Genomic DNA, 18,097 nt, shown 5'->3' with positions numbered 1-18,097 from the left:
TTGCCCGGCCACGGCCCGAAAGGGGCCCAGCCACCCAGCGCCGAGCAGGTGGTTGCCTGGCTCGGGCTGGAGACCCATCGCACCTGCGGCAGGGTGGCCGAGAGCTTCGTGGCCCGGGAGATTCCAGGCGGCACCCTCTACTTTCTTGCCAGCCCGGAGCGGGGCATCCAGCTGCACCGCATCTGCCACGACCAGGTGTATCACCACCACCTGGGAGACCCGCTGCACGTGCTGCTGGTGTCGCCCGAAGGCCATGCCTCGATCGCGCAGGTCGGCAGTGACCTGGCGTCTGGTCAGCGGCCCCAGCTGGCCATTCCAGGCGGCACATTCCATGCGGGGCGTCTGTCCGAGGGTGGCTCCTTTGGTTTTGCGCTTGTGGGCACTTCCATCTGGGGCCGGGTGGTTCCTGAAGAAGTGGAGCGGATGGAACCCACTGCTCTTGCCAGGGCTGCGTTCCCGGATGCCCAGCCGGTGATCACTGAGTTTTCATCCGTTAGATCGAGAGTTCATGGATTTGATCGATCGGAGATAATTGTCTCAGCTCTGACGTTGATGCTGTCCCCGCCCCATCAACACTGAGATCACGATCACTCCCTATTGATCCCCCTGCGGCCCCAGTGGATCAGCCTTCGAGCAGCCACATTCTGGGACCCCGCTCCCTTGCCGCAGTTCCATCGGTGAATCCCTCCTGCCCGGTTGTCAATACGTCGCCTCCGATGTGGCCCGTCTGGCAGAACAGTAAACCCTGGTTGAACTCACCCGCTGGACCTGGAAACACGACGTGCAGGTGATGGTGGAGGTTCCGGGTCCGGGCCATGTGCCCATGGATCAGATCGAGTTCAACATCAAACAGCAAATGGAGGAGTGCAGCGAGGTGCCCTTCGACGTACGCGGCCCCTGGTCACCGACATCGCCCCCGGCTACAAACCAATCACCAGCATCATCGGCGCGGCCCTGGCTGGCTAGCAGGGCACGGCGATGCTCTGCTACGTGACCCCGAAGGAGCACCTGGACATGCCCCATGCCGAGGATGTGAGCGAGGGCCTGATCGCCTACAAGATCGCCGCACACGCCGCCGACATTGTCCGTCACCGCCCGTCACCGCCCGGGTGCACGCGAGCGGGACGACGAACTGAGCCGCGCCCGCTACGCCTTCGACTGGAATAAGCAGTTCGAGCTGCCGTTAGACCCCGATCGGGCCCGCGAATACCACGATGAAAGCCTGCCGGCCGATATCTACAAGTAGGCGGAGTTCTGCTTGATGTGCGGGATGAAGCAACTACCCGATGCAGACCAAGATAAGATCACGGATGCGGACATCGAGTGCCTCGAAATAGCGCTGAAATCACAAAGGAATTTAGGAGCGCTCTGGGCAGCGCAGAGAGGACTTGGATAGGTGCTGTGGCCATGGAAGTGGCGATGAGGGGAGCGATAAAGATAGGGAATGAAGAGGTGTATAGTACAAACAGGCTATAGCTCTCTTTCGAAAATAACGATCTCGCTATAAATATCTCTCCCACTTTCCCCGCTGCAATAAGTATAGACAATCTTGCAGCTTGTCTTGTCAGGCAGCCGATGCAAGTACGCCTCGAAATTTCAACAAGCCAGCCGATTCCTGCATGCTCCCGATTGCTATTAGTTGAGTAATCAACAGGTCAGTCGTGGGGCAGAGGGGCTTCTGGGACGAATAGCAAAGGGTCGCAAAGATCGAGGATAAGAGGCCTGCCCTCAGGCGCCTGGCCGATTCGCTTCTATGGGAACCGTTCCGTCCGCTTCTTGAAAAAGGCTATGTATGTGAACGCAAGAGCAATGCAGGATGCAAGCGGATTGATCCGCTGATTCTGTTCAAGATGCTCGTTCTTCAGCAGCTTTTAACTTCAGCGATGTAGAGCTTGAATTTCAGGTGAATGACAGACGCTCTTTTGAGGAGTTTGTCGGGCTTGGCGTAATGAGAGCATTCCCGATGCGATAACAGTCGGCTTCTTCAGGGAGTGATTCTGCAAGGTAGGAGTGATCGAGGAGCTCTTCGAGAGGTTTGAGGCATATCTCCGATCCCAGGGTCTCCAAGCCCGTGGCGGTCAGATCATCGATGCGACTCTCGTCCCGGTTCCTAAGCAACGCAATACCCGCGAGGAGAACAAGGAAGTCAAAGCCGGGAGGCTGCCGGAAGGTTGGGACGAGAACCCAGATCGCTTGCAGCAGAAGGACTTAGACGCTCGCTGAGTCCAAAAGAACGGCATCAGTTACTACGGCTACAAGAACAGTATCTGTATCGATGTCGACCATGGCTTCATCCGTCGATACGCTGTAAGTCCTGCCAATCTTCACGACAGTCAGATGCTTCCATTCCTCATGGACCCTGAGAATGAACATGACTATGTCTGGGCAGACTCCCCCTCTGCTAGGAAAGTTGACGCCTCTCAAACCCGAGAAGTTCTTTCACCAAGGGGGCTTGATGGAGCAGAGCTATGCGTCGTTACCGCGGGGCCCTCAAGGCTGATGTGAGGAGGCGGATGAGCCCGCCACATCGGCAGAGCGTGGCCCAGATCTCCGCAGAACTGGGCATTCACGTGGTCACCCTCTACAACTGGAGGAAGCCCTGGCGGTTACAGGGAGAGGTGGTGCCGGCATCCGAGAAGGATCCTGAAGGCTGGGGCGCCACCGACAAGTTCACGGTGGCGTTGGAGACAGCAGGCTTTACCGTCACCGAGCTCAGTGCCTACTGCCGCGAGCGGGGCCTGTACCCGGAGCAGGTGGAGCGCTGGCGACAGGCATCCCAGGATGCCAACAAGAAGCCAGTGCTCACCTTGTAGACGCAGTCCGGCGAGCTCGACGAGCCGTAGGAGCAGAAGGAACTCGAACGGCTCCGTGCCCAAGGACCACCTGGAGATCAAACAAGAGCTGCGCCGCAAGGAGGAGGCCCTGGCAGAGGCGGCAGCGCTGCTGATCGCCTCATAAATGATTCAGGCCTTCTGGGGAGAGGACGGGGACGCCTGACGTGCCCGGGCGACCGCCGGAAGGCCCTACAGTTTCTCCATGAGGGTGTTGCCGATGGTGCCCAAGCCAGTGAGCTAGCTCTTGTCCTGGGCGTTGGTCTCACCACGCTGCAGTGCTGGCAACGGTGTTGGCATTGACCGCCGCAAGGGCAGCCACCGCCATGTGGCCCACCGCCTCAGCGAAGAAGAACGCCAGCGGATCCTGCTCACCTGCAATGAGCCGGAATTTGCGGCGCTGCCACCAGGCCAGATCGTGCCGGTGCTCGCGGATCGAGGCCTGTAAATCGGTTCAGAGCGCAGCTTCTACCGCGTACTCCACGCTCACGGTCAGTCCCACCGGCAGGGCGTGCCCGGCCTCCACAGGAACCAGGCCAGTGCCACGCCTAGGGGCCACTGGTCCCAATCAGGTGTGGAGCTGGGACATCACCTACCTGCCTACCACCGTTCGTGGAGTGTGGCTGTACCTCTACCTGGTGATCGACATCTGGAGCCGCAAGGTGGTGGCCTGGGATGTCGCCGAGCGAAAAGACCCAGCCGTTGCAGCCGATTTGGTAAACTGGTTCCGGCTGCGCGAGCGGATCAGCAAGGCCCGCAGCCAGCCGTTACTCCTCCACGCCGACAACGGCATTGCCATGAGAGCGGCCACATTGGAGAGCCGGTTGGAGGAGCTGGGCGTGCTCAGATCCTTCTCCAGTCCGAGGGTATCGAACGACAACCCATACTCAGAATCCCTGTTCAAGACAGCGAAGTACCGGCCCGACTACCCGAGTCGGCCTTTTTCCAGCAAGGACGATGCCTGCGAATAGGTAGAGTTGTTTGTTGGTTGGTACAACCATCGGCAGTGCCACATCGGGATAAAATTCGTGACGCCCCAGCAACGTCACAGCGGCCAGGTTGTGGAAATCTGCCGTCACCGCGCTGTCGTCTACGAAGGGGCACGTCAGCGACACCCGCGTCGCTGTACATGATCGACGCGCTGCTGGCGTCAACCGTCGGCGGTCTGGATCAACCCACCACTCCCGTAAATCTAACCAAAGCCAGCTATGTCTGCCATGGCTACCTTAGCAGCAGCAGGGGGCGCCACCTTTCCTGGCAATTACCGTCCCGGGGAAGCTCCAGCGACATTGCTCGAAAATCTTCATGACAGCACGCTTGTCTAGGCTGTTGGACCTACTACTGTAATCTCCAGAGCTATGGATAGTTACTCGTTATGGTCCCTCCAAAATCCATGCTTATAGGGTTGCTACTTCGATATAAATACGCGCTGGCTGTATTTATCTTCAGTAGGGCAACTCTTTTTCTTGTTGTCTACCTTGGTTTAGCCATAATACCTGCGATCGCTTCAGGTGACGGCCTTTGGAGGGTTTTTCCTGACAATCTTTTTCTTGATGGCTTTGCTCGTTGGGACTCTGGATGGTACCTTGATTTGGCCGAAAAGGGATATTCCAGTACTCCTCGCTATAAAGACCAACTAAACACTGCATTCTTCCCCGCGTACCCCTTTATTCTATCACTGGCTGGCTTCCTAGGGAAGAAAGGAGTAATCGCTTGGGGAATAGCCGTCTCGAATGCATCTTTTGCGATTGGCTTGTGCTTCTTATATGACATATCTTACCGATATGCCTCAAAAAAAACTGCAAGGCTTGCAGTCGCTTTGGCTGCTTTTAGTCCGTTTTCAATATTCTTCAGCGCAGTTTATACTGAATCGTTTTTCTTTGCAGCCACTACTGCATCTTTCTGGTTCTCGCTTCGTCGATCTCTGCTTCCTTCAATGATTGCGGCTGCTTTGGCAGGTGTCACAAGAGTTGTTGGTGTTGGTATTGTTCCGTTTGCTTACCTAGCCTTTCTGCAGGCTTGTGGTTCTAATCCATGCCCTTTCAGCGGCCATTGTTCAAGGGCTAAGACTGTAAGGCAATTTTTTGCTGCTACTATGGTTGGTTGCTCGCTATTAATTGCTTATTTGCTATATCTTCACTTCAGTTTTGGAAATTTCTTGCAATTTGCGATAAGTCAAAAAGGATGGTGGACTGGGGAGTCATTGCTAAATGATATCGTAAACACCTGGACGCCAATTTTAAATATCAATAGAGTGCTTAGGGGCGAGATTAATGAGATGGGAATTATTAATTCCTTTTTGGCGATATTCGCTTTAGGAATTATGGTTCTTGGCTTATACAAAAAGTGCTTACCAAAGAGTATTCTTCTGTGGTCGCTCTCTGTTCTTTTGATATCCTCCACGGTATGGTTTAGTGCAGGCAGGTTTGCTACTTCTCTGTTCCCGGTGTATATTTTAATTGCAATGTTTTTTAAAAGGGCCCCACCTGAAATCTTGATAGGCTGCTCTGCATTGCTAATGTCGTTATTTGCTTTCGTGTTTTCTCATTGGTACTGGTTGGCGTAGATCTTCGCTAGCGATAGCTATGGAGTGTTCCACACAAATCTGCTGCTGGCTGCGTAGTTCCATACGAACACCACCAAGATCCCTGCCAGCTGGGCCCAGAATGTGTCACGAGCCACGAAACTGTAATAAGCGGAGGCAAGCCCCACATTGGCAAGCACCGGCAGCGAGGCAACCAGTAAAAATTTCAGCAGGCCCCGCAGCAAAGACAGGCCCTTCAGTCGCTGAAAGCGGAAGGTCAGTGCGTTGTTGATCAGGTAGTTGGAACTGGCGGCAGCCACTACGGCAACGGGGAGTGCCTGCTCAAAGTTCAGGTCGCCCAGAAGCATCAGAAGCTGGGTGGAAAGCAGCTGCACCGCAACGCCGCTGATCCCCACCAATCCGAAGCTGATCGCCCGCCGCGGCAGCAAGCGGAAGCTGAGGCTGTGGAGGATCGAGATCAGGAAATCCCAGAAGATGGCCAGATCTAGCTTGGAGCTTCCGTAGCTGCGCGGCTGGAAGTGGAGCGGCACCTCGGTGGTGCGCAGGCGACCGCGACTCACCGCTAGCAACTCGTAAAGAAACTTGAAGCCGTTCACATCCACAGCGCGGATCAGCGGCAGCAGCGGCTCCAGCCGCAGCGCGAAAAAGCCGCTCATGTAGTCGCTCAGGCTCCCATAGGCGCGTGGGAGGCTGAACCGGGCACTGGCGTTCGCCCAGCTGGAGCCGGCCTCGCGGCGGCCGCTGAGGCCGCGGATCTGCGCCTCGGGATGGAAGCGACTTCCTATCACCAGATCAACATCGTCCTGCATCAAGGTGTTGATCGTGCGCAGCACCGCATCCGCCTCGTGCTGGCCATCGCTGTCCATCACCAGCGCCACGTCACCGGTGGCATCGAGCAGGCCCTCCTTGATCGCGCTAGCTAGGCCGGAGCGCCCCACCCGCCGGATCAGCCTCAACCGCGGCTCGCCATGGGACAGCCGCCGCACCAGCTCTGCGGTTCCATCGGCAGAATCATCGTCCACCACCAGAATCTCCAGGTCGAATTTCTGCTTAAGTGACAGCAACTCAGCCAGGAGCGGCGCGATGTTGCCCCGCTCGTTGTAGGTGGGCAACACGAGTGTGACCCGAAGTTGATGGGGTGGTGAATGCTCGCCTTGCACGAATGTGTCTTCATTATGGTTGAAATCAAAGCCCTTAGCAGCACTATGAGGTGGATGGCTCTTGCGGGACAGACTGGTCCCCTGACATCGTTAACCCAGGGCGGAAGGAACAGGGTTCGGACTTCATCGTAGACCACATGGGGAGTTTTGTCTCCCAGTGTGCGGTGCGGTCTTCTTTGGTCATACCTCCAGAAGAAGCGGGCCAGACTGATCCCCGCTTCCCGGCCATCGCTGTAGGCACGCAGATACACCTCCTCGTACTTGACGGTGCGCCCCAGCCTCTCCACCAAGTTGTTGTCGTAGCTGCATCTACGGCCCTACCAGCTGATCTGGATCTCCGCTGCCTTGAGTCGTTGAACGAAGCCTGACGAGGTGAATTGACATGCCTGATCGGAATGGAATATCTGGGGCTTGCGGCCACTGGCCAGGGCCATCTCCAGCGCCTCCAGGCAGAACTCCGTGTCAAGGCTGTTGGAGAGCTTCCAGCTGTAGGCGCAGCCTTCACTTAAGGAGTACACAAGCCTGGAAAACACATCGACAACTTCCACCAGGTACAGGAATCCTTTCCGCAAAGGGATGTAGGTGACATTCGTAGCCCAGACCTGATCTGGAGCCGTGAGCAGCTGGAGGTCCACCATGCAGGGAAAGTGCTCGCATGGTTCACCCGGCACCGTTGTGCGGGGTTTCTGGTAGTTCGCTCGTAATCTCATGCGCCGAATGAAGCTTCGGACACGGTCACGGCTCATCGGGATGCCGTCTCTGGCCAGGTAATGGACCAGCTGCCGACTGCAGGTGGTGGGATCCTCCAGGTAGAGGGCATCGATCCTCGCCATGATCCTCAGCGTGGATTTACGGACAGGGACCGGTTGGTAATACAGCGTGGATCGAGGTAGGCCCAGCAGATCACATTGGCGAGTGACCGTGAGATCAGGGTGGTCATGATCGACCAGTTTGCGTCGTGCATGGGCATCAGAGCAGTTGAGACTTTTTTCAGCCACTCCAGCTCCATCTGGAGCTTGCCGTAGCCGTCAGGCTTCTGCGAAGCAGTACTGCTGGAACAGCCCAGCCTCCTTAGCCTGTGTCTTCTTGCCCCTACTGAACAGGTCGCTGGTGCCCTCAAGGAGCTGCTTCTTCGACTGGCTCACCTGGATCGGGTGCACCGCGTGGTCGGCGTCGATCGCCTGGAGCGTCTTGCCGCCACTGATCGCCTCCATGGCGACCCTGGCCTTGAACTCAGGGCTATGGGTGCGGCGTTCGCACAACTCCTTCGGAGAAAGCTTCGTCAACGGTGGCAGCCCCCCTTCAGGGGCGCTGCCCCGCCTCACAGGTTAATGATGGACCCAGTCCATAAAAGCCAGTCTACCTCAGTTCAAGCAGTAACAATCTGTTTGAACAGCGTGAGAGGAGCCGTCTGAACCGGATCGCCCGCAGGCGGTTGCTCCAGGATTCAACCAGGCAACTCAATCGTGATCTGCGCAGGGTTCAAATTCTGTTCGCGGTGCTCATGGTTGTGGCAGGGCTGGTTGCCGGTGGTTTCCCCGGCCTCCTGGTGGGTGCGGCTGCTGCCCTGCTGCTGCTGTCGCTCCGGCTGGAGTTTTAAGGCGCGCACGTGCTGGCGCCCCTGATTGGCCACTGTTCCTGCCCATCAGCGTGGTTGCAGGAGTCCCAGCTGTTCATGGAACCCGCACGGCCTCGGGCGTGGCTGATCGCAGAGTGCCCAGCACGCCTTCTTTCTGTCCGGGCGGGTTTGGTGCCACCTGGGCCACGCCCGGCCCCCTCGGCCACGGCCGGCAGAGTGATTCAGCCAAGGCGCGATTCAGCCACAGACCCTTCCTCTTTTAGGCTCCAGTGCCCCTGCCGCCGTCAGCGACGCTGCGGTAGCGCCGGGCTTGCACCGCGGCGAACCGCTGTCAGAGGCGTCAACCCTCAACCACGGCCGCTGCTGCGACCCCCCTTCAACATCTGGTGACCCGCGTGCCTGAGCAACCCACTCCGGACAAGATCCTGCAGACCGGCCTGGCGTTCTGGGCCTCGAAAACATTGCTCAGCGCCATCGAGATCGGTGTGTTCCGTGCGCTGGCGGATGGTCCGGAACCTTTCGAAGGTCTCAGCGAGCGCCTTGGTCTGCATCCGCGTGCGGCGCGCGACTTTCTCGATGCACTGGTGGCCCTCGGCTTCCTCAGCCGCGGCCCGGCCGGCTATGCCAATGCTCCAGACAGCGATCTCTTTCTGGATCCCCACAAGCCCACCTACCTGGGCGGCATTCTCGAGATGGCGAACCATCGCCTCTATCCCTTCTGGGGTCACCTCACCGAAGCGTTGCGCACGGGCGCGCCGCAGAACGAGTTGCGCAACGGCGGCACGGGGCTGTTTGAAACGCTCTACAGCGACCCGGCCCGGCTGAAGGAATTCCTCTCCTCCATGACCGGCATCAGCCGGGGGGCCAACATGGCGATCGCCCGCCACTACCCCTGGCAGACCGCAGGCACATTCGTGGATGTGGGCACGGCACAGGGGGATCTCGCTACCCAGATCGCCCTCGCCAACCCACACCTGCGGGGCATCGGCTTTGATCTGCCGCAGGTGGCGCCGCTGTTCGAGGAGTATGTCGCCGCGGCTGGAGTGGCAGATCGCCTCAGCTTCCAGCCGGGTGACTTCTTTCAGCAGGCCTTGCCTCAGGCCGATGTGGTGCTGATGGGGCACATCCTGCACGACTGGGATCTCGCCACCAAGAAGATGCTGATCTCCAAGGCCTACGACGCACTCCCGCCCGGCGGTGCCCTGATCGTCTACGAGGCCATCATCGACGACGACCGCTCGCAGAATGCCTTCGGTCTGATGATGAGCCTCAACATGCTCATCGAAACACCCGGCGGCTTCGATTACACCGGCGCCGATTGCGCCGGCTGGATGCGGGAGGCGGGCTTCTCCAGCAGCCGGGTGGAACCCCTCGTAGGGCCTGATTCGATGGTGGTGGCGATCAAGTAGGCCACCTAGGGCCCCAGGCCTGCCATGGCCTGTCGCGCCTGTCTGAACGGCTGGCTCCGCTGCCCCATGCCGGCGCCATCTGTTCAACTGCTGATGCCAGCTGCTGGTGGACATCACAGCGGGCCGGACATTGCTAAAAGGGGGCCCATTCGCGCTTCCTCTGTGCTCACGCAGCCCGTCCTGGAGAGCGGCCGCGTCGCGGCCCTCCCCGCCGAGGCGATCGCGCTGCGCCATGTGAGCCATCGCTACGGCGATCAGGCCGCCCTCGACGACCTCAGCCTGTCGATCGCTGCCGGCGAGTTCTTCTCCCTGCTGGGCCCCTCCGGCTGCGGCAAGACCACCACCCTGCGCCTGATCGCCGGTTTCGAGCGCCCCCAGGCGGGCCGGATCCTGCTGCAGGGCCAGGACCTCACCCAGGCGCCGCCTCACCGGCGGCCGGTGAATCTGGTCTTCCAGAACTACGCCCTGTTCCCGCACCTCAGCGTCTGGGACAACGTGGCTTTCGGGCCCCGTTCGCTGCGCCGGCCGGAGCCGGAGATCCGCCGCCGGGTGGGCGAAGCGCTTGAGGTGGTGCGGCTCACGGAGCTGGCCCGGCGCCGGCCTCACCAGCTCTCCGGCGGCCAGCAGCAGCGGGTGGCGCTGGCGCGGGCGCTGGTGAACGCCCCGGCTGCCCTGCTGCTGGACGAACCGCTGGCGGCACTCGATCCCGATCTGCGTCGCACCATGCGCTCCGAGCTCAAGCGCATCCAGCGGGAGGTGGGCATCACCTTCCTGCTGGTCACCCACGACCGGGAAGAAGCCCTCAGCCTGAGCGACCGGCTTGCGGTGCTGCACCGCGGCCGGCTCGAGCAGGTGGGCACGCCGCGGGAGCTCTATGAACGCCCCACCAGCGCCGTGGTGGCCACCTTCCTGGGCGCCGCCAACCTGCTGCCCACCGGTGCCGGGGAGGGTGTGCGGCTGCTGCGGCCCGAGCGCCTGCGGCTCAGCACGTCCCCGCCGGGGGAAGGGGAGCGGGGACTGCGGGCGCGGGTGCGCGAACTCGCCTTTCAGGGAGCCACGGTGGAGGTGCGTCTGCGCTGTGCCGATGATCTGCCGCTGATCGCGATCGATACCAGCGCCGGTCTGCCGGACGATCTCTCCATCGGCACCGAGCTCTGGTGCCGGTGGAACCCCGCCGACAGCCACGCCCTCCAGCCGCCCAGCCGCCCATGACCCGTCCGTTCACCCCCTCCCGCTCCGGCTCCGCCCCATCCCCCCGCAGCCGCCGGGTCTTTCTGCGCCAGCTGGGGCTGGCGGCTGCGGGGGTGGCGCTCACACCGCCGCTGCTGCAGGCCTGTGGCGGTGGGGGTGGCGGCGGCACCGGCGGCCAGAGCGAGGGCGGCGACGGCGGCGGCAAGGACAGGGAGCTGGTGATCTCCAACTTCCCCCTCTATATCGATGTGGACGCCCCTGGCGCCCCCGGGAGTGTGGCGCGCTTCCAGAAGGACACCGGCATCCAGGTGCGCTACGTCGAGGACGTGAATGATGTGCGCCAGTTCTTCGCCCGCATCCAGCCCCAGCTGGCTGCCGGCCGGCCGCTCGCCCAGGACCTGATCGTGCTCACCGGCTGGATGGCCGAACGGCTGATCCGGCTGGGCTGGATGGAACCGCTGCCGCTGGCGGAGGTGCCCAACGCCCGCAATCTTGTCCCCTCCCTGCGCAAGCCTTCCTGGGATCCGGAGCAGCGCTTCAGCCTGCCCTGGCAGTCGGGGATCGCTGGCATTGCTTACAACATCAAGGCCACGGGCCGGGAACTGCGCGGCATCGATGATCTGTTCGATCCAGCGCTCAAGGGCCGCGTGTCGGCGCTGCTGGAGATGCGCGACACCATGGGCCTGCTGATGCTGGCCGACGGCCAGGACATCACCCGCCCCACCTGGGCCGCAGCCCAGCCCTCCTTCGACCGGTTGGAGCAGGCCCGCAAGGACGGCCAGATCCGTCGCTTCACCGGCAACGACTACCAGACCGATCTGCTGGCCGGAAACCTGGCCGCCTGCATCGGCTGGTCGGGGGATGTCGCGCAGCTCTCCATGGAGCAGCCCGATCTGCGCTTCCTGGTGCCGGACAGCGGCGGTGTGCTCTGGGCCGACGTGATGCTGATGCCCAAGGGCGCCCGCCACCCGCAGGAGATGGCCCGCTGGCTCAACTGGGTCTACGAGCCGGTGGAAGCGGCACGCATCGCCGCTGCGGTGCAGTACATCTCCCCGGTGGAAGGGGTGCGCGAGGTGCTGGCGAAGGATCCCGCCACCGCCCCGTTGGCAAACAACCCGCTGATGTTCCCAGATGCGGCCATGCAGAAGAAGCTGCATGTCTTCGGGCCGCTCAGCGATCAGGAGGAAGCCCGCTGGGAGGAACGCTTTGCCCGTATCACCGAGGGCTGAACTCCGGCGCCACTGGCCGTGGCTGCTGCTGACCCCGGGCCTGCTGTGGCTGCTGGCCCTGTATGTGCTGCCGCTGCTCGGTCTGGTGCCACTGTCGTTGTCGGAGCCGCTCAGCCGCTTCGGCCTCGACACGGTGTTCACCGGCCGGGTGGCGAACTATCTGGAGGTGCTGCAGGCCTACGGCCCGATCCTGGTGCGTTCCTTCAGCTACGCACTGGTGGCCACGGCCGTGGGCCTGGTGTTGGCCTATCCGCTGGCCTTCGCGATCCGCTTCCATGGCGGCCGCTGGCAACCGCTGCTGATCGGCCTCGTGGTGCTGCCCTCGCTCACGTCCTTTCTGGTGCGGGCGATTGCCTGGACCAGCCTGCTCGGGGACAACGGTCCGGTGCTCGGCGTGCTGGATACCCTTGGGCTCACCGAGCTGCTCAATGGGCTGGGGGTGCTGCGTGATGGACGGCTGTTGAACACGCCCACTTCGGTGATCCTGGGCCTCACCAATGGGGTGCTGCCGTTTCTGGTGCTGCCGCTGGTGGTGGCGATGGAGCGGATCGATCCCCGCCTGCTGGAGGCCGCCGCTGATCTGCATGCCGGTCCGCTGCGCTCCTTCGTTCGGGTGGTGTGGCCCCTGTCGCTGCCGGGGCTGGGAGCCGGCCTGCTGCTGAGCCTGATCCCGGCGGCCGGTGATGTCGTGAATCCGCTGTTCCTCGGCGGCCCCAATGAGCGGATGATCGCCAACACGATCGACAACCTGCTGCTGGTGCAACTGCAGGCGCCCCGGGCGGCGGCCCTGACGCTCATGCTGATGGCGCTGATCTCGGTGGCAGTGGTGCTGCAGCTGCGCAGCCGTGGCGTGGAGGATCTGCCGCTGCCATGAACCGAACCGGTGCGCTGCTGCTGGGTGTATGGAGTGCGCTGGCCTATGGCCTGCTGTATGCGCCGGTGGTCGTCACCGTGCTGTTCAGCTTCAACGCCCCCCGCGGGCGCTTCAACTTGCTGTGGCAGGGCTTCACCCTGGAGAACTGGCGGCATCCGCTGCGTAACGTCGCCCTCACCCAGGCCTTCCTCACCAGCCTCGGCCTTGCCCTGGCGGCTGCGCTGCTGGCGGTGCTGCTGGGCGGGCTGATGGCCCTGGCGCTCAGCCGCGCCCGCCTGCGGGCGGGGCGCTGGATCGAGCTGCTGCTGGCCCTGCCGCTCACCAACCCGGAGATCGTGCTGGCCACGGCCCTGTTCACCCTGTTCGTGCGCGTCGATCTGCCCCGTGGACCGCTCACCTTGTTGCTGTCCCACAGCCTGTTCTGCCTCAGCTACGCGGCGCTCACCCTCAAGGCACGGCTGGCAGGGTTCGACCCCACGCTCGAGCTCGCTGCGCAGGACCTGGGCGCTCCACCGCTGGCGGCCTTCCGCCGGGTCACCCTGCCGCTGCTGGCGCCTGGCCTGCTGGCGGCCACCCTGCTCTCCTTTTCTCTCTCCTTCGACGACTACGTGATCAGCAGCTTCACTGCCGGCGAGATCGTCACCCTGCCGCTCTACCTGGCCGGTGCCTTTCAGCGCGAGATCTCGCCCCAGATCCAGGTGCTCTCCACCCTGGTGCTGCTCGTCAGCGCCGTGCTGCTGGTGCTCGCCTCACCGCCCCGCCAGCGCCGCGGTTAGCTCGGCGACAGGCCTGGCCGCGCACGACCTTGGGTCAGCTGCACGCCGCCCCCGCTCCGCTCAGGCAAAGCCGCCGGGCCGCTTCCTGGTGGAGGACAGCGACACGTTGCCGCTGGCCGGGGGCGGCACTGGCAGGGCCGGGCCCACCTCCAGGCGGCCGCGGGGCACGGCCGCAGCGGCCTGGGCTCCTTGCCCCCCTGGCGGCGCGGGAACCGCCTGCACGTTGAAGGCCAGCGACCAGCGCTCGCCTTCGCCACGGAAGGGCGGCACGGAATGGGGCTGCCAGGCCGGGAACACATAGAAGGTGCCCGGCACGGGCTGCACGTAGTGCGCCATACCGGTACGGAAGCTCTGGATGTGCCACTCCTCCGGGCCGTGGAAGCAGAGCTGGCCGTCGAAGCTGGTGCCGTTGATCTGCGGTGGCACCTTCAGGAACAGCACGCCGGAAAACGAGCCGCCATGGGTGTGCACCGGGTTGTAGTCACCGGCCTGCTGGCTGTTGAGCCAGATGTCGATCATCTGCAGGCCGTAGCGGCCCGGATGCCAGGGGCCGCGACCCTGGGGCGGTTGCCGCTCCATCACGTGGCGCAGCCAGCGCTCGCAGGCGGGCAGCACCACCTCGCTGCACAGGGCCGTGATCTCCGGAAACTGCGGACCGAGCTCGCGCTGCTGCTGCAACTGGCCGGCGAGCTTCGCGGAGGCATCGCTGGTGAGGCCGGTATCGGCCAGCACCCGCTCCGCCAGGGAAAGGAGAGGCTCCAGCGTGCCGACCGGCAACGTGCCCGTGAGCACGTAACGCGGAAACAGCTCGAGCATCTCCATCGGCATGGCGGAACGGCTCAGCCCAGGGCCTTCGCCTTCGCCACCACGTTGTCGACCGTGAAGCCGAACTTCTCGAGGCACACACCGCCAGGGGCGGAGGCACCGAAGCGATCGATCGACACGGTGTCACCGTCGAAACCGGAGTACTTGTGCCAGCCGAACGAGCTGGAGGCCTCCACCACGAGGCGCTTGCGCACCGCCGCGGGCAGCACCGCTTCGCGGTAGCTGGCGTCCTGCTCCTCGAACAGCTCCACACAGGGCATCGACACCACGCGCACCTGCTTGCCATCCGCGCTCAGTTGCTCGGCGGCCTTGACGCAGAGGTCGAGCTCGGTGCCGGAGCCGATCAGGATCAGATCGGGGGTGCCGTCGCAGTCGATCAGCACGTAGCCGCCCTTGGCCACCTGATCGATCGACGAGTTGGCCTGGTTCACCATCGCCTGGCGGCTGAGGGCCAGCACGGTGGGGCGCTTGCGGTTGCTGATCGCCACCTTGTAGGCGCCGCTGGTTTCGTTGCCATCGCCGGGACGCATCACCAGCATGTTGGGGATCGAACGCAGCGAGGCAAGGGTTTCCACCGGTTGGTGGGTGGGGCCGTCTTCGCCGAGGCCGATGGAATCGTGGGTGAGCACGTAGATCACGCCCAGCTCGCTGAGGGCCGACAGGCGCATGGCGCCCACCATGTAGCCCGCGAACACCAGGAAGGTGCCGCCGTAGGGCACAAGGCCGCTGCCGTGATAAGCCAGGCCGTTGAGGATCGAGGCCATGGCGTGCTCACGCACGCCGAAGTGCAGGTAGCGATTGGCTTCGCCGCCTTTCTGGAAGCTGGCCTCGCCCTTGATGTCGGTGAGGTTGGAGTGGGTGAGGTCGGCGGAGCCGCCGATCAGCTCCGGCAGGCTGGGTCCCACGGCGTTGAGCACGTTGTAGGAGTGCTGGCGGGTGGCCAGACCTTTGTCTGCGGGGGTGAAGGTGGGCAGCTTGGCTTCCCAGCCCTCGGGCAGCTCGCCACGCAGCTGGCGCTCGAATTCAGCTGCCTCGGTGGGGTACTGGGAGCGGTAGGTCTCCAGGTCGGCGTTCCACTGCGCTTCGGCGGCGGCACCGCGGCTGAGAGCCTGGCGCCAGTGGTCGTAGGCCTGCTGGGGCACTTCGAACGGTCCATACGACCAGCCAAGGGCCTTGCGGGTGAGCTCGGCTTCGTCAGCGCCGAGGGCGGCGCCGTGCACACCGGCGGTGTTGGCTTTGTTGGGGGAGCCGTAGCCGATGGTGGTGGTGACCTTGATCAGGCTGGGCTTGTCGGTGACCGCCTTGGCCTCCTCGATCGCCTTGGTGATCGCCGCCACATCGGTGTTGCCATCGGGCACATGCAGCACGTGCCAGCCATAGGCCTCGTACCGCTTCATCACGTCTTCGGTGAACGACACCGCGGTGTTGCCGTCGATCGTGATGTGGTTGTCGTCGTAGAGGGCGATCAGCTTGCCCAGGCCCAGGTGGCCCGCCAGGGAGGCGGCTTCGCTGGCCACCCCTTCCTGATTGCAGCCGTCGCCCATGATCACGTAGGTGTAGTGATCAACCAGCTCAACGCCGGGCTTGTTGAACCGCGCTGCCATGTGGGCTTCGGCGATCGCCAGGCCCACGGCGTTGGCGATGCCCTGGCCGAGAGGGCCGGTGGTGACTTCGACACCGGCGGTTTCAAAGGTTTCCGGGTGGCCGGGGGTCTTGGAGCCCCACTGGCGGAACTGCTTGATGTCCTCCAGCCCCACGCTGTCGTAGCCGGTGAGGTGCAGCAGCGAATAGAGCAGCATGCAGCCGTGGCCGGCCGAGAGCACGAAGCGGTCGCGGTTGAACCAGCCGGGGTTGCTGGGGTTGTGCTTCAGGACCCTGTCCCACAGCGCATAGGCCATCGGCGCTGCGCCCATCGGCAGGCCCGGGTGACCGGAATTCGCCTTGTTGACGGCATCGATCGCCAGGAAGCGGATGCTGTTGATGCAGAGGGTGTCGATGGACAAGGTGTCCACTGAAGGGGCAGCGACCATGGCGAAGAGGAGGGGGGTGGTGTGAGGGCTTCCTGAAGGACGGCTGAACGGGGGCGTTCAGGGCTTCCTGCGGAATGCGAGGCAGACGTTGTGACCACCAAACCCGAAGGAGTTCGAGAGCACGACGTTCAGTTTCTGTTCCCGCGCCTGGTTCGGCACGACATCCAGATCACAAGCCGGATCCGGATTCTGGAAGTTGATCGTAGGGGGTATGAGGTTGTTCTCCATCGCCTTGACCACGGCGACGGCTTCGATGCCGCCGCTGCCGCCGAGCAGGTGGCCGGTCATGGATTTGGTGGAGCTGATCGGTGTGCGCAGCGCGTGCGGACCGAGCGCGGCCTTGATGGCGGCCGTTTCGTTGCTGTCGTTGGCCTGGGTGCTGGTGCCGTGCGCATTCACGTAATCCACAGCTTCGGCGTCGAGGCGGGCATCACGCAGGGCCAGCCGCATCGCTTCGGCACCACCCACCCCACCGGGTGTGGGGGAGGTGATGTGGTGGGCATCGCAGGTCATGCCGTAGCCGACGATCTCCGCCAGCACCTCGGCGCCGCGCCGGGTGGCGTGATCCAGGCTTTCCAGCACCAGAATCCCGGCCCCTTCGCCGATCACGAAGCCGTTGCGCTCCGCATCGAAGGGGCGACTGGCGGTGGCGGGGTCGTCGTTGCGGAACGACAGTGCCTTGGCACTGGCGAAACCCGCCACCCCGAGTGGAGTGATCGCCGATTCGGCGCCGCCGCACACCATGGCGTCGGCCAGGCCCATCTGGATCAGGCGGAAGGCGTCGCCGATGGCGTTGGAGCCGGCGGCACAGGCGGTGGCCACGGCGCTGCTCGGACCCTTGGCCCCCAGGGCGATGGCGGCCAGGCCGGCGGCCATGTTGGGAATCATCATCGGCACGCAGAACGGGCTGACCCGGTCCGGCCCGCGGTCGGCCAGCACATGGGCCTGGCTCTCCATCATCAGCAGTCCGCCCACACCAGAGCCGATCGACACACCCACCCGGTCGGCGTTGGTGTCGTCGATCGTGAGACCGGCATCCAGCACGGCTTGCTTGGCGGCCACCACGCCGAACTTGCAGAAGCGATCCCAGCGCTTGGCTTCCTTGCGGTCGATCATGCCGACGGGATCGAAATCCTTCACTTCCGCCGCAAAACGGCAGGCATGGCGCGAGGCGTCGAACAGGGTGATCGCGGCCACGCCATTGCGCCCCGAGGCCAGGCCTTCCCAGTAATCGGTAACGGTGTTGCCGATCGGTGTGACCGCGCCCAGGCCTGTGACCACGACGCGGTGGAGTCCCTCCACCATCAACACCCTCAGGCCTGCTTATCCAGGATGTAAGTCACGGCATCACCCACGGTGGTGATGCCTTCAGCGGCCTCGTCGGGGATCTCGATATCGAAGGCTTCTTCCAGGGCCATCACCAGCTCCACCGTGTCGAGAGAGTCGGCGCCGAGGTCGTTCTGGAAGTTCGATTCGGGCTTGACCTCAGCGGCATCCACGCTGAGTTGCTCGGCAACGATCGAACGCACTTTCTCGAAGATCGCTTCCTGTGACATGGCCGCTTAGAGGGAGGCCGCATCCTACGGGTCGCCCCGGACGGGCCCCCGAGCCATATGAAAAAGAATGACGGCCTCGGGCCGGCCCAGCC

20 protein-coding genes and 2 pseudogenes are annotated in these 18,097 nt (G+C 63.0%); 13 read left to right on the top strand and 9 right to left on the bottom strand.

Annotated features, from left to right (window positions below; translation table 11 throughout):
* The 8 genes and pseudogenes from ACWJI3_RS11105 to ACWJI3_RS11070 all read left to right on the top strand — a co-directional run bounded on the left by ACWJI3_RS11105 (window position 1) and on the right by ACWJI3_RS11070 (window position 5,397).
* Window positions 1-579: a cupin domain-containing protein gene (locus ACWJI3_RS11105; RefSeq protein WP_480203704.1), complete on the top strand. Its 579-nt coding sequence runs from the start codon at window positions 1-3 to the stop codon at window positions 577-579.
* An 82-nt stretch (window positions 580-661) separates the two neighbouring features.
* Window positions 662-1,396: pseudogene (locus ACWJI3_RS11100) on the top strand (phosphomethylpyrimidine synthase ThiC); the annotation flags it as partial.
* A 310-nt stretch (window positions 1,397-1,706) separates the two neighbouring features.
* Window positions 1,707-1,889 (top strand): transposase, encoded by a 183-nt coding sequence (locus ACWJI3_RS11095; protein ID WP_480203779.1) that lies wholly within the window; start codon window positions 1,707-1,709, stop codon window positions 1,887-1,889.
* Between the two features lie 349 nt (window positions 1,890-2,238).
* Window positions 2,239-2,505 carry a transposase gene (locus ACWJI3_RS11090; RefSeq protein WP_480203778.1) on the top strand — a complete coding sequence of 89 codons (267 nt, stop codon included), beginning with the start codon at window positions 2,239-2,241 and terminating at the stop codon, window positions 2,503-2,505.
* An 8-nt stretch (window positions 2,506-2,513) separates the two neighbouring features.
* On the top strand, window positions 2,514-2,813 hold the full coding sequence (locus ACWJI3_RS11085; protein WP_480203703.1) for a transposase: 300 nt from the start codon (window positions 2,514-2,516) through the stop codon (window positions 2,811-2,813).
* Window positions 2,814-3,078: 265 nt separating this feature from the next.
* Entirely contained in the window at window positions 3,079-3,279 is a 201-nt protein-coding gene (locus tag ACWJI3_RS11080; protein ID WP_480203702.1) for a hypothetical protein, read from the top strand.
* Window positions 3,280-3,370: 91 nt separating this feature from the next.
* A complete protein-coding gene (locus ACWJI3_RS11075; protein ID WP_480203701.1) occupies window positions 3,371-3,802 on the top strand; it encodes a transposase in 432 nt (143 codons plus the stop codon).
* Window positions 3,803-4,206: 404 nt separating this feature from the next.
* Entirely contained in the window at window positions 4,207-5,397 is a 1,191-nt protein-coding gene (locus tag ACWJI3_RS11070; RefSeq protein WP_480203700.1) for a hypothetical protein, read from the top strand.
* Window positions 5,398-5,414: 17 nt separating this feature from the next.
* Here the strand turns inward: ACWJI3_RS11070 and ACWJI3_RS11065 are convergent, their stop codons facing one another.
* The 5 genes and pseudogenes from ACWJI3_RS11065 to ACWJI3_RS11045 form a co-directional block, all read right to left on the bottom strand.
* A complete protein-coding gene (locus ACWJI3_RS11065; RefSeq protein ID WP_480203699.1) occupies window positions 5,415-6,488 on the bottom strand; it encodes a glycosyltransferase family 2 protein in 1,074 nt (357 codons plus the stop codon).
* A 248-nt stretch (window positions 6,489-6,736) separates the two neighbouring features.
* Window positions 6,737-6,787: pseudogene (locus tag ACWJI3_RS11060) on the bottom strand (hypothetical protein); the annotation flags it as partial.
* Between the two features lie 66 nt (window positions 6,788-6,853).
* Window positions 6,854-7,369, bottom strand: coding sequence for a DDE-type integrase/transposase/recombinase (locus ACWJI3_RS11055; RefSeq protein WP_480203698.1), 516 nt, complete (start codon window positions 7,367-7,369; stop codon window positions 6,854-6,856).
* A gap of 195 nt (window positions 7,370-7,564) precedes the next feature.
* On the bottom strand, window positions 7,565-7,822 hold the full coding sequence (locus ACWJI3_RS11050; protein WP_480203697.1) for a transposase: 258 nt from the start codon (window positions 7,820-7,822) through the stop codon (window positions 7,565-7,567).
* Window positions 7,823-7,983: 161 nt separating this feature from the next.
* The gene (locus tag ACWJI3_RS11045; RefSeq protein WP_480203696.1) at window positions 7,984-8,145 is read right to left on the bottom strand and encodes a hypothetical protein; all 162 of its coding nucleotides are present in this window, start codon (window positions 8,143-8,145) and stop codon (window positions 7,984-7,986) included.
* Between the two features lie 356 nt (window positions 8,146-8,501).
* Between ACWJI3_RS11045 and ACWJI3_RS11040 the strand changes: the two genes are divergently transcribed.
* From ACWJI3_RS11040 to ACWJI3_RS11020, 5 genes are all read left to right on the top strand, one after another.
* Window positions 8,502-9,524: a methyltransferase gene (locus ACWJI3_RS11040; protein WP_480203695.1), complete on the top strand. Its 1,023-nt coding sequence runs from the start codon at window positions 8,502-8,504 to the stop codon at window positions 9,522-9,524.
* A gap of 162 nt (window positions 9,525-9,686) precedes the next feature.
* Entirely contained in the window at window positions 9,687-10,736 is a 1,050-nt protein-coding gene (locus ACWJI3_RS11035) for an ABC transporter ATP-binding protein (protein ID WP_480203694.1), read from the top strand.
* A complete protein-coding gene (locus ACWJI3_RS11030) occupies window positions 10,733-11,944 on the top strand; it encodes an ABC transporter substrate-binding protein (RefSeq protein ID WP_480203693.1) in 1,212 nt (403 codons plus the stop codon). The genes ACWJI3_RS11035 and ACWJI3_RS11030 overlap by 4 nt, the downstream gene beginning before the upstream one ends.
* Entirely contained in the window at window positions 11,922-12,818 is an 897-nt protein-coding gene (locus tag ACWJI3_RS11025) for an ABC transporter permease (RefSeq protein ID WP_255100614.1), read from the top strand. Before ACWJI3_RS11030 ends, ACWJI3_RS11025 begins: the two co-directional genes overlap by 23 nt.
* Window positions 12,815-13,594 (top strand): ABC transporter permease, encoded by a 780-nt coding sequence (locus ACWJI3_RS11020; RefSeq protein ID WP_094513659.1) that lies wholly within the window; start codon window positions 12,815-12,817, stop codon window positions 13,592-13,594. The genes ACWJI3_RS11025 and ACWJI3_RS11020 overlap by 4 nt, the downstream gene beginning before the upstream one ends.
* Before the next feature lie 60 nt (window positions 13,595-13,654).
* Here ACWJI3_RS11020 and ACWJI3_RS11015 read toward each other — a convergent pair whose 3' ends face one another.
* Genes ACWJI3_RS11015 through acpP form a run of 4 tightly spaced genes read right to left on the bottom strand, consistent with a single transcriptional unit; the run spans window position 13,655 to window position 18,005 of the window.
* A complete protein-coding gene (locus ACWJI3_RS11015) occupies window positions 13,655-14,416 on the bottom strand; it encodes a putative 2OG-Fe(II) oxygenase (protein ID WP_480203777.1) in 762 nt (253 codons plus the stop codon).
* 17 nt (window positions 14,417-14,433) lie between these two features.
* Window positions 14,434-16,449: a transketolase gene (gene tkt, locus ACWJI3_RS11010; protein ID WP_480203692.1), complete on the bottom strand. Its 2,016-nt coding sequence runs from the start codon at window positions 16,447-16,449 to the stop codon at window positions 14,434-14,436.
* Window positions 16,450-16,506: 57 nt separating this feature from the next.
* Window positions 16,507-17,754 (bottom strand): beta-ketoacyl-ACP synthase II, encoded by a 1,248-nt coding sequence (gene fabF / locus ACWJI3_RS11005; RefSeq protein WP_480203691.1) that lies wholly within the window; start codon window positions 17,752-17,754, stop codon window positions 16,507-16,509.
* 8 nt (window positions 17,755-17,762) lie between these two features.
* A complete protein-coding gene (acpP, locus tag ACWJI3_RS11000) occupies window positions 17,763-18,005 on the bottom strand; it encodes an acyl carrier protein (protein WP_094513653.1) in 243 nt (80 codons plus the stop codon).
* Window positions 18,006-18,097 lie beyond the last annotated feature (92 nt).

It is taken from the genome of Marcopretia estuarina LEGE 06307 (genome assembly GCF_056633115.1).
Note: the sequence above shows the minus strand (reverse complement) of the source record. Positions and strands in the feature narration are given on the sequence as shown.

What these genes read in the sequence shown, in the direction of transcription:
- ACWJI3_RS11085 (WP_480203703.1), top strand. Translation starts at nt 2,514, where the DNA reads ATGAGCCCGCCACATCGGCAGAGCGTGGCCCAGATCTCCGCAGAACTG.
- ACWJI3_RS11070 (WP_480203700.1), top strand. Translation starts at nt 4,207, where the DNA reads ATGGTCCCTCCAAAATCCATGCTTATAGGGTTGCTACTTCGATATAAA.
- ACWJI3_RS11055 (WP_480203698.1), bottom strand. Translation starts at nt 7,369, where the DNA reads ATGGCGAGGATCGATGCCCTCTACCTGGAGGATCCCACCACCTGCAGT.
- ACWJI3_RS11030 (WP_480203693.1), top strand. Translation starts at nt 10,733, where the DNA reads ATGACCCGTCCGTTCACCCCCTCCCGCTCCGGCTCCGCCCCATCCCCC.
- ACWJI3_RS11020 (WP_094513659.1), top strand. Translation starts at nt 12,815, where the DNA reads ATGAACCGAACCGGTGCGCTGCTGCTGGGTGTATGGAGTGCGCTGGCC.
- ACWJI3_RS11015 (WP_480203777.1), bottom strand. Translation starts at nt 14,416, where the DNA reads ATGGAGATGCTCGAGCTGTTTCCGCGTTACGTGCTCACGGGCACGTTG.
- tkt (WP_480203692.1), bottom strand. Translation starts at nt 16,449, where the DNA reads ATGGTCGCTGCCCCTTCAGTGGACACCTTGTCCATCGACACCCTCTGC.
- fabF (WP_480203691.1), bottom strand. Translation starts at nt 17,754, where the DNA reads ATGGTGGAGGGACTCCACCGCGTCGTGGTCACAGGCCTGGGCGCGGTC.
- acpP (WP_094513653.1), bottom strand. Translation starts at nt 18,005, where the DNA reads ATGTCACAGGAAGCGATCTTCGAGAAAGTGCGTTCGATCGTTGCCGAG.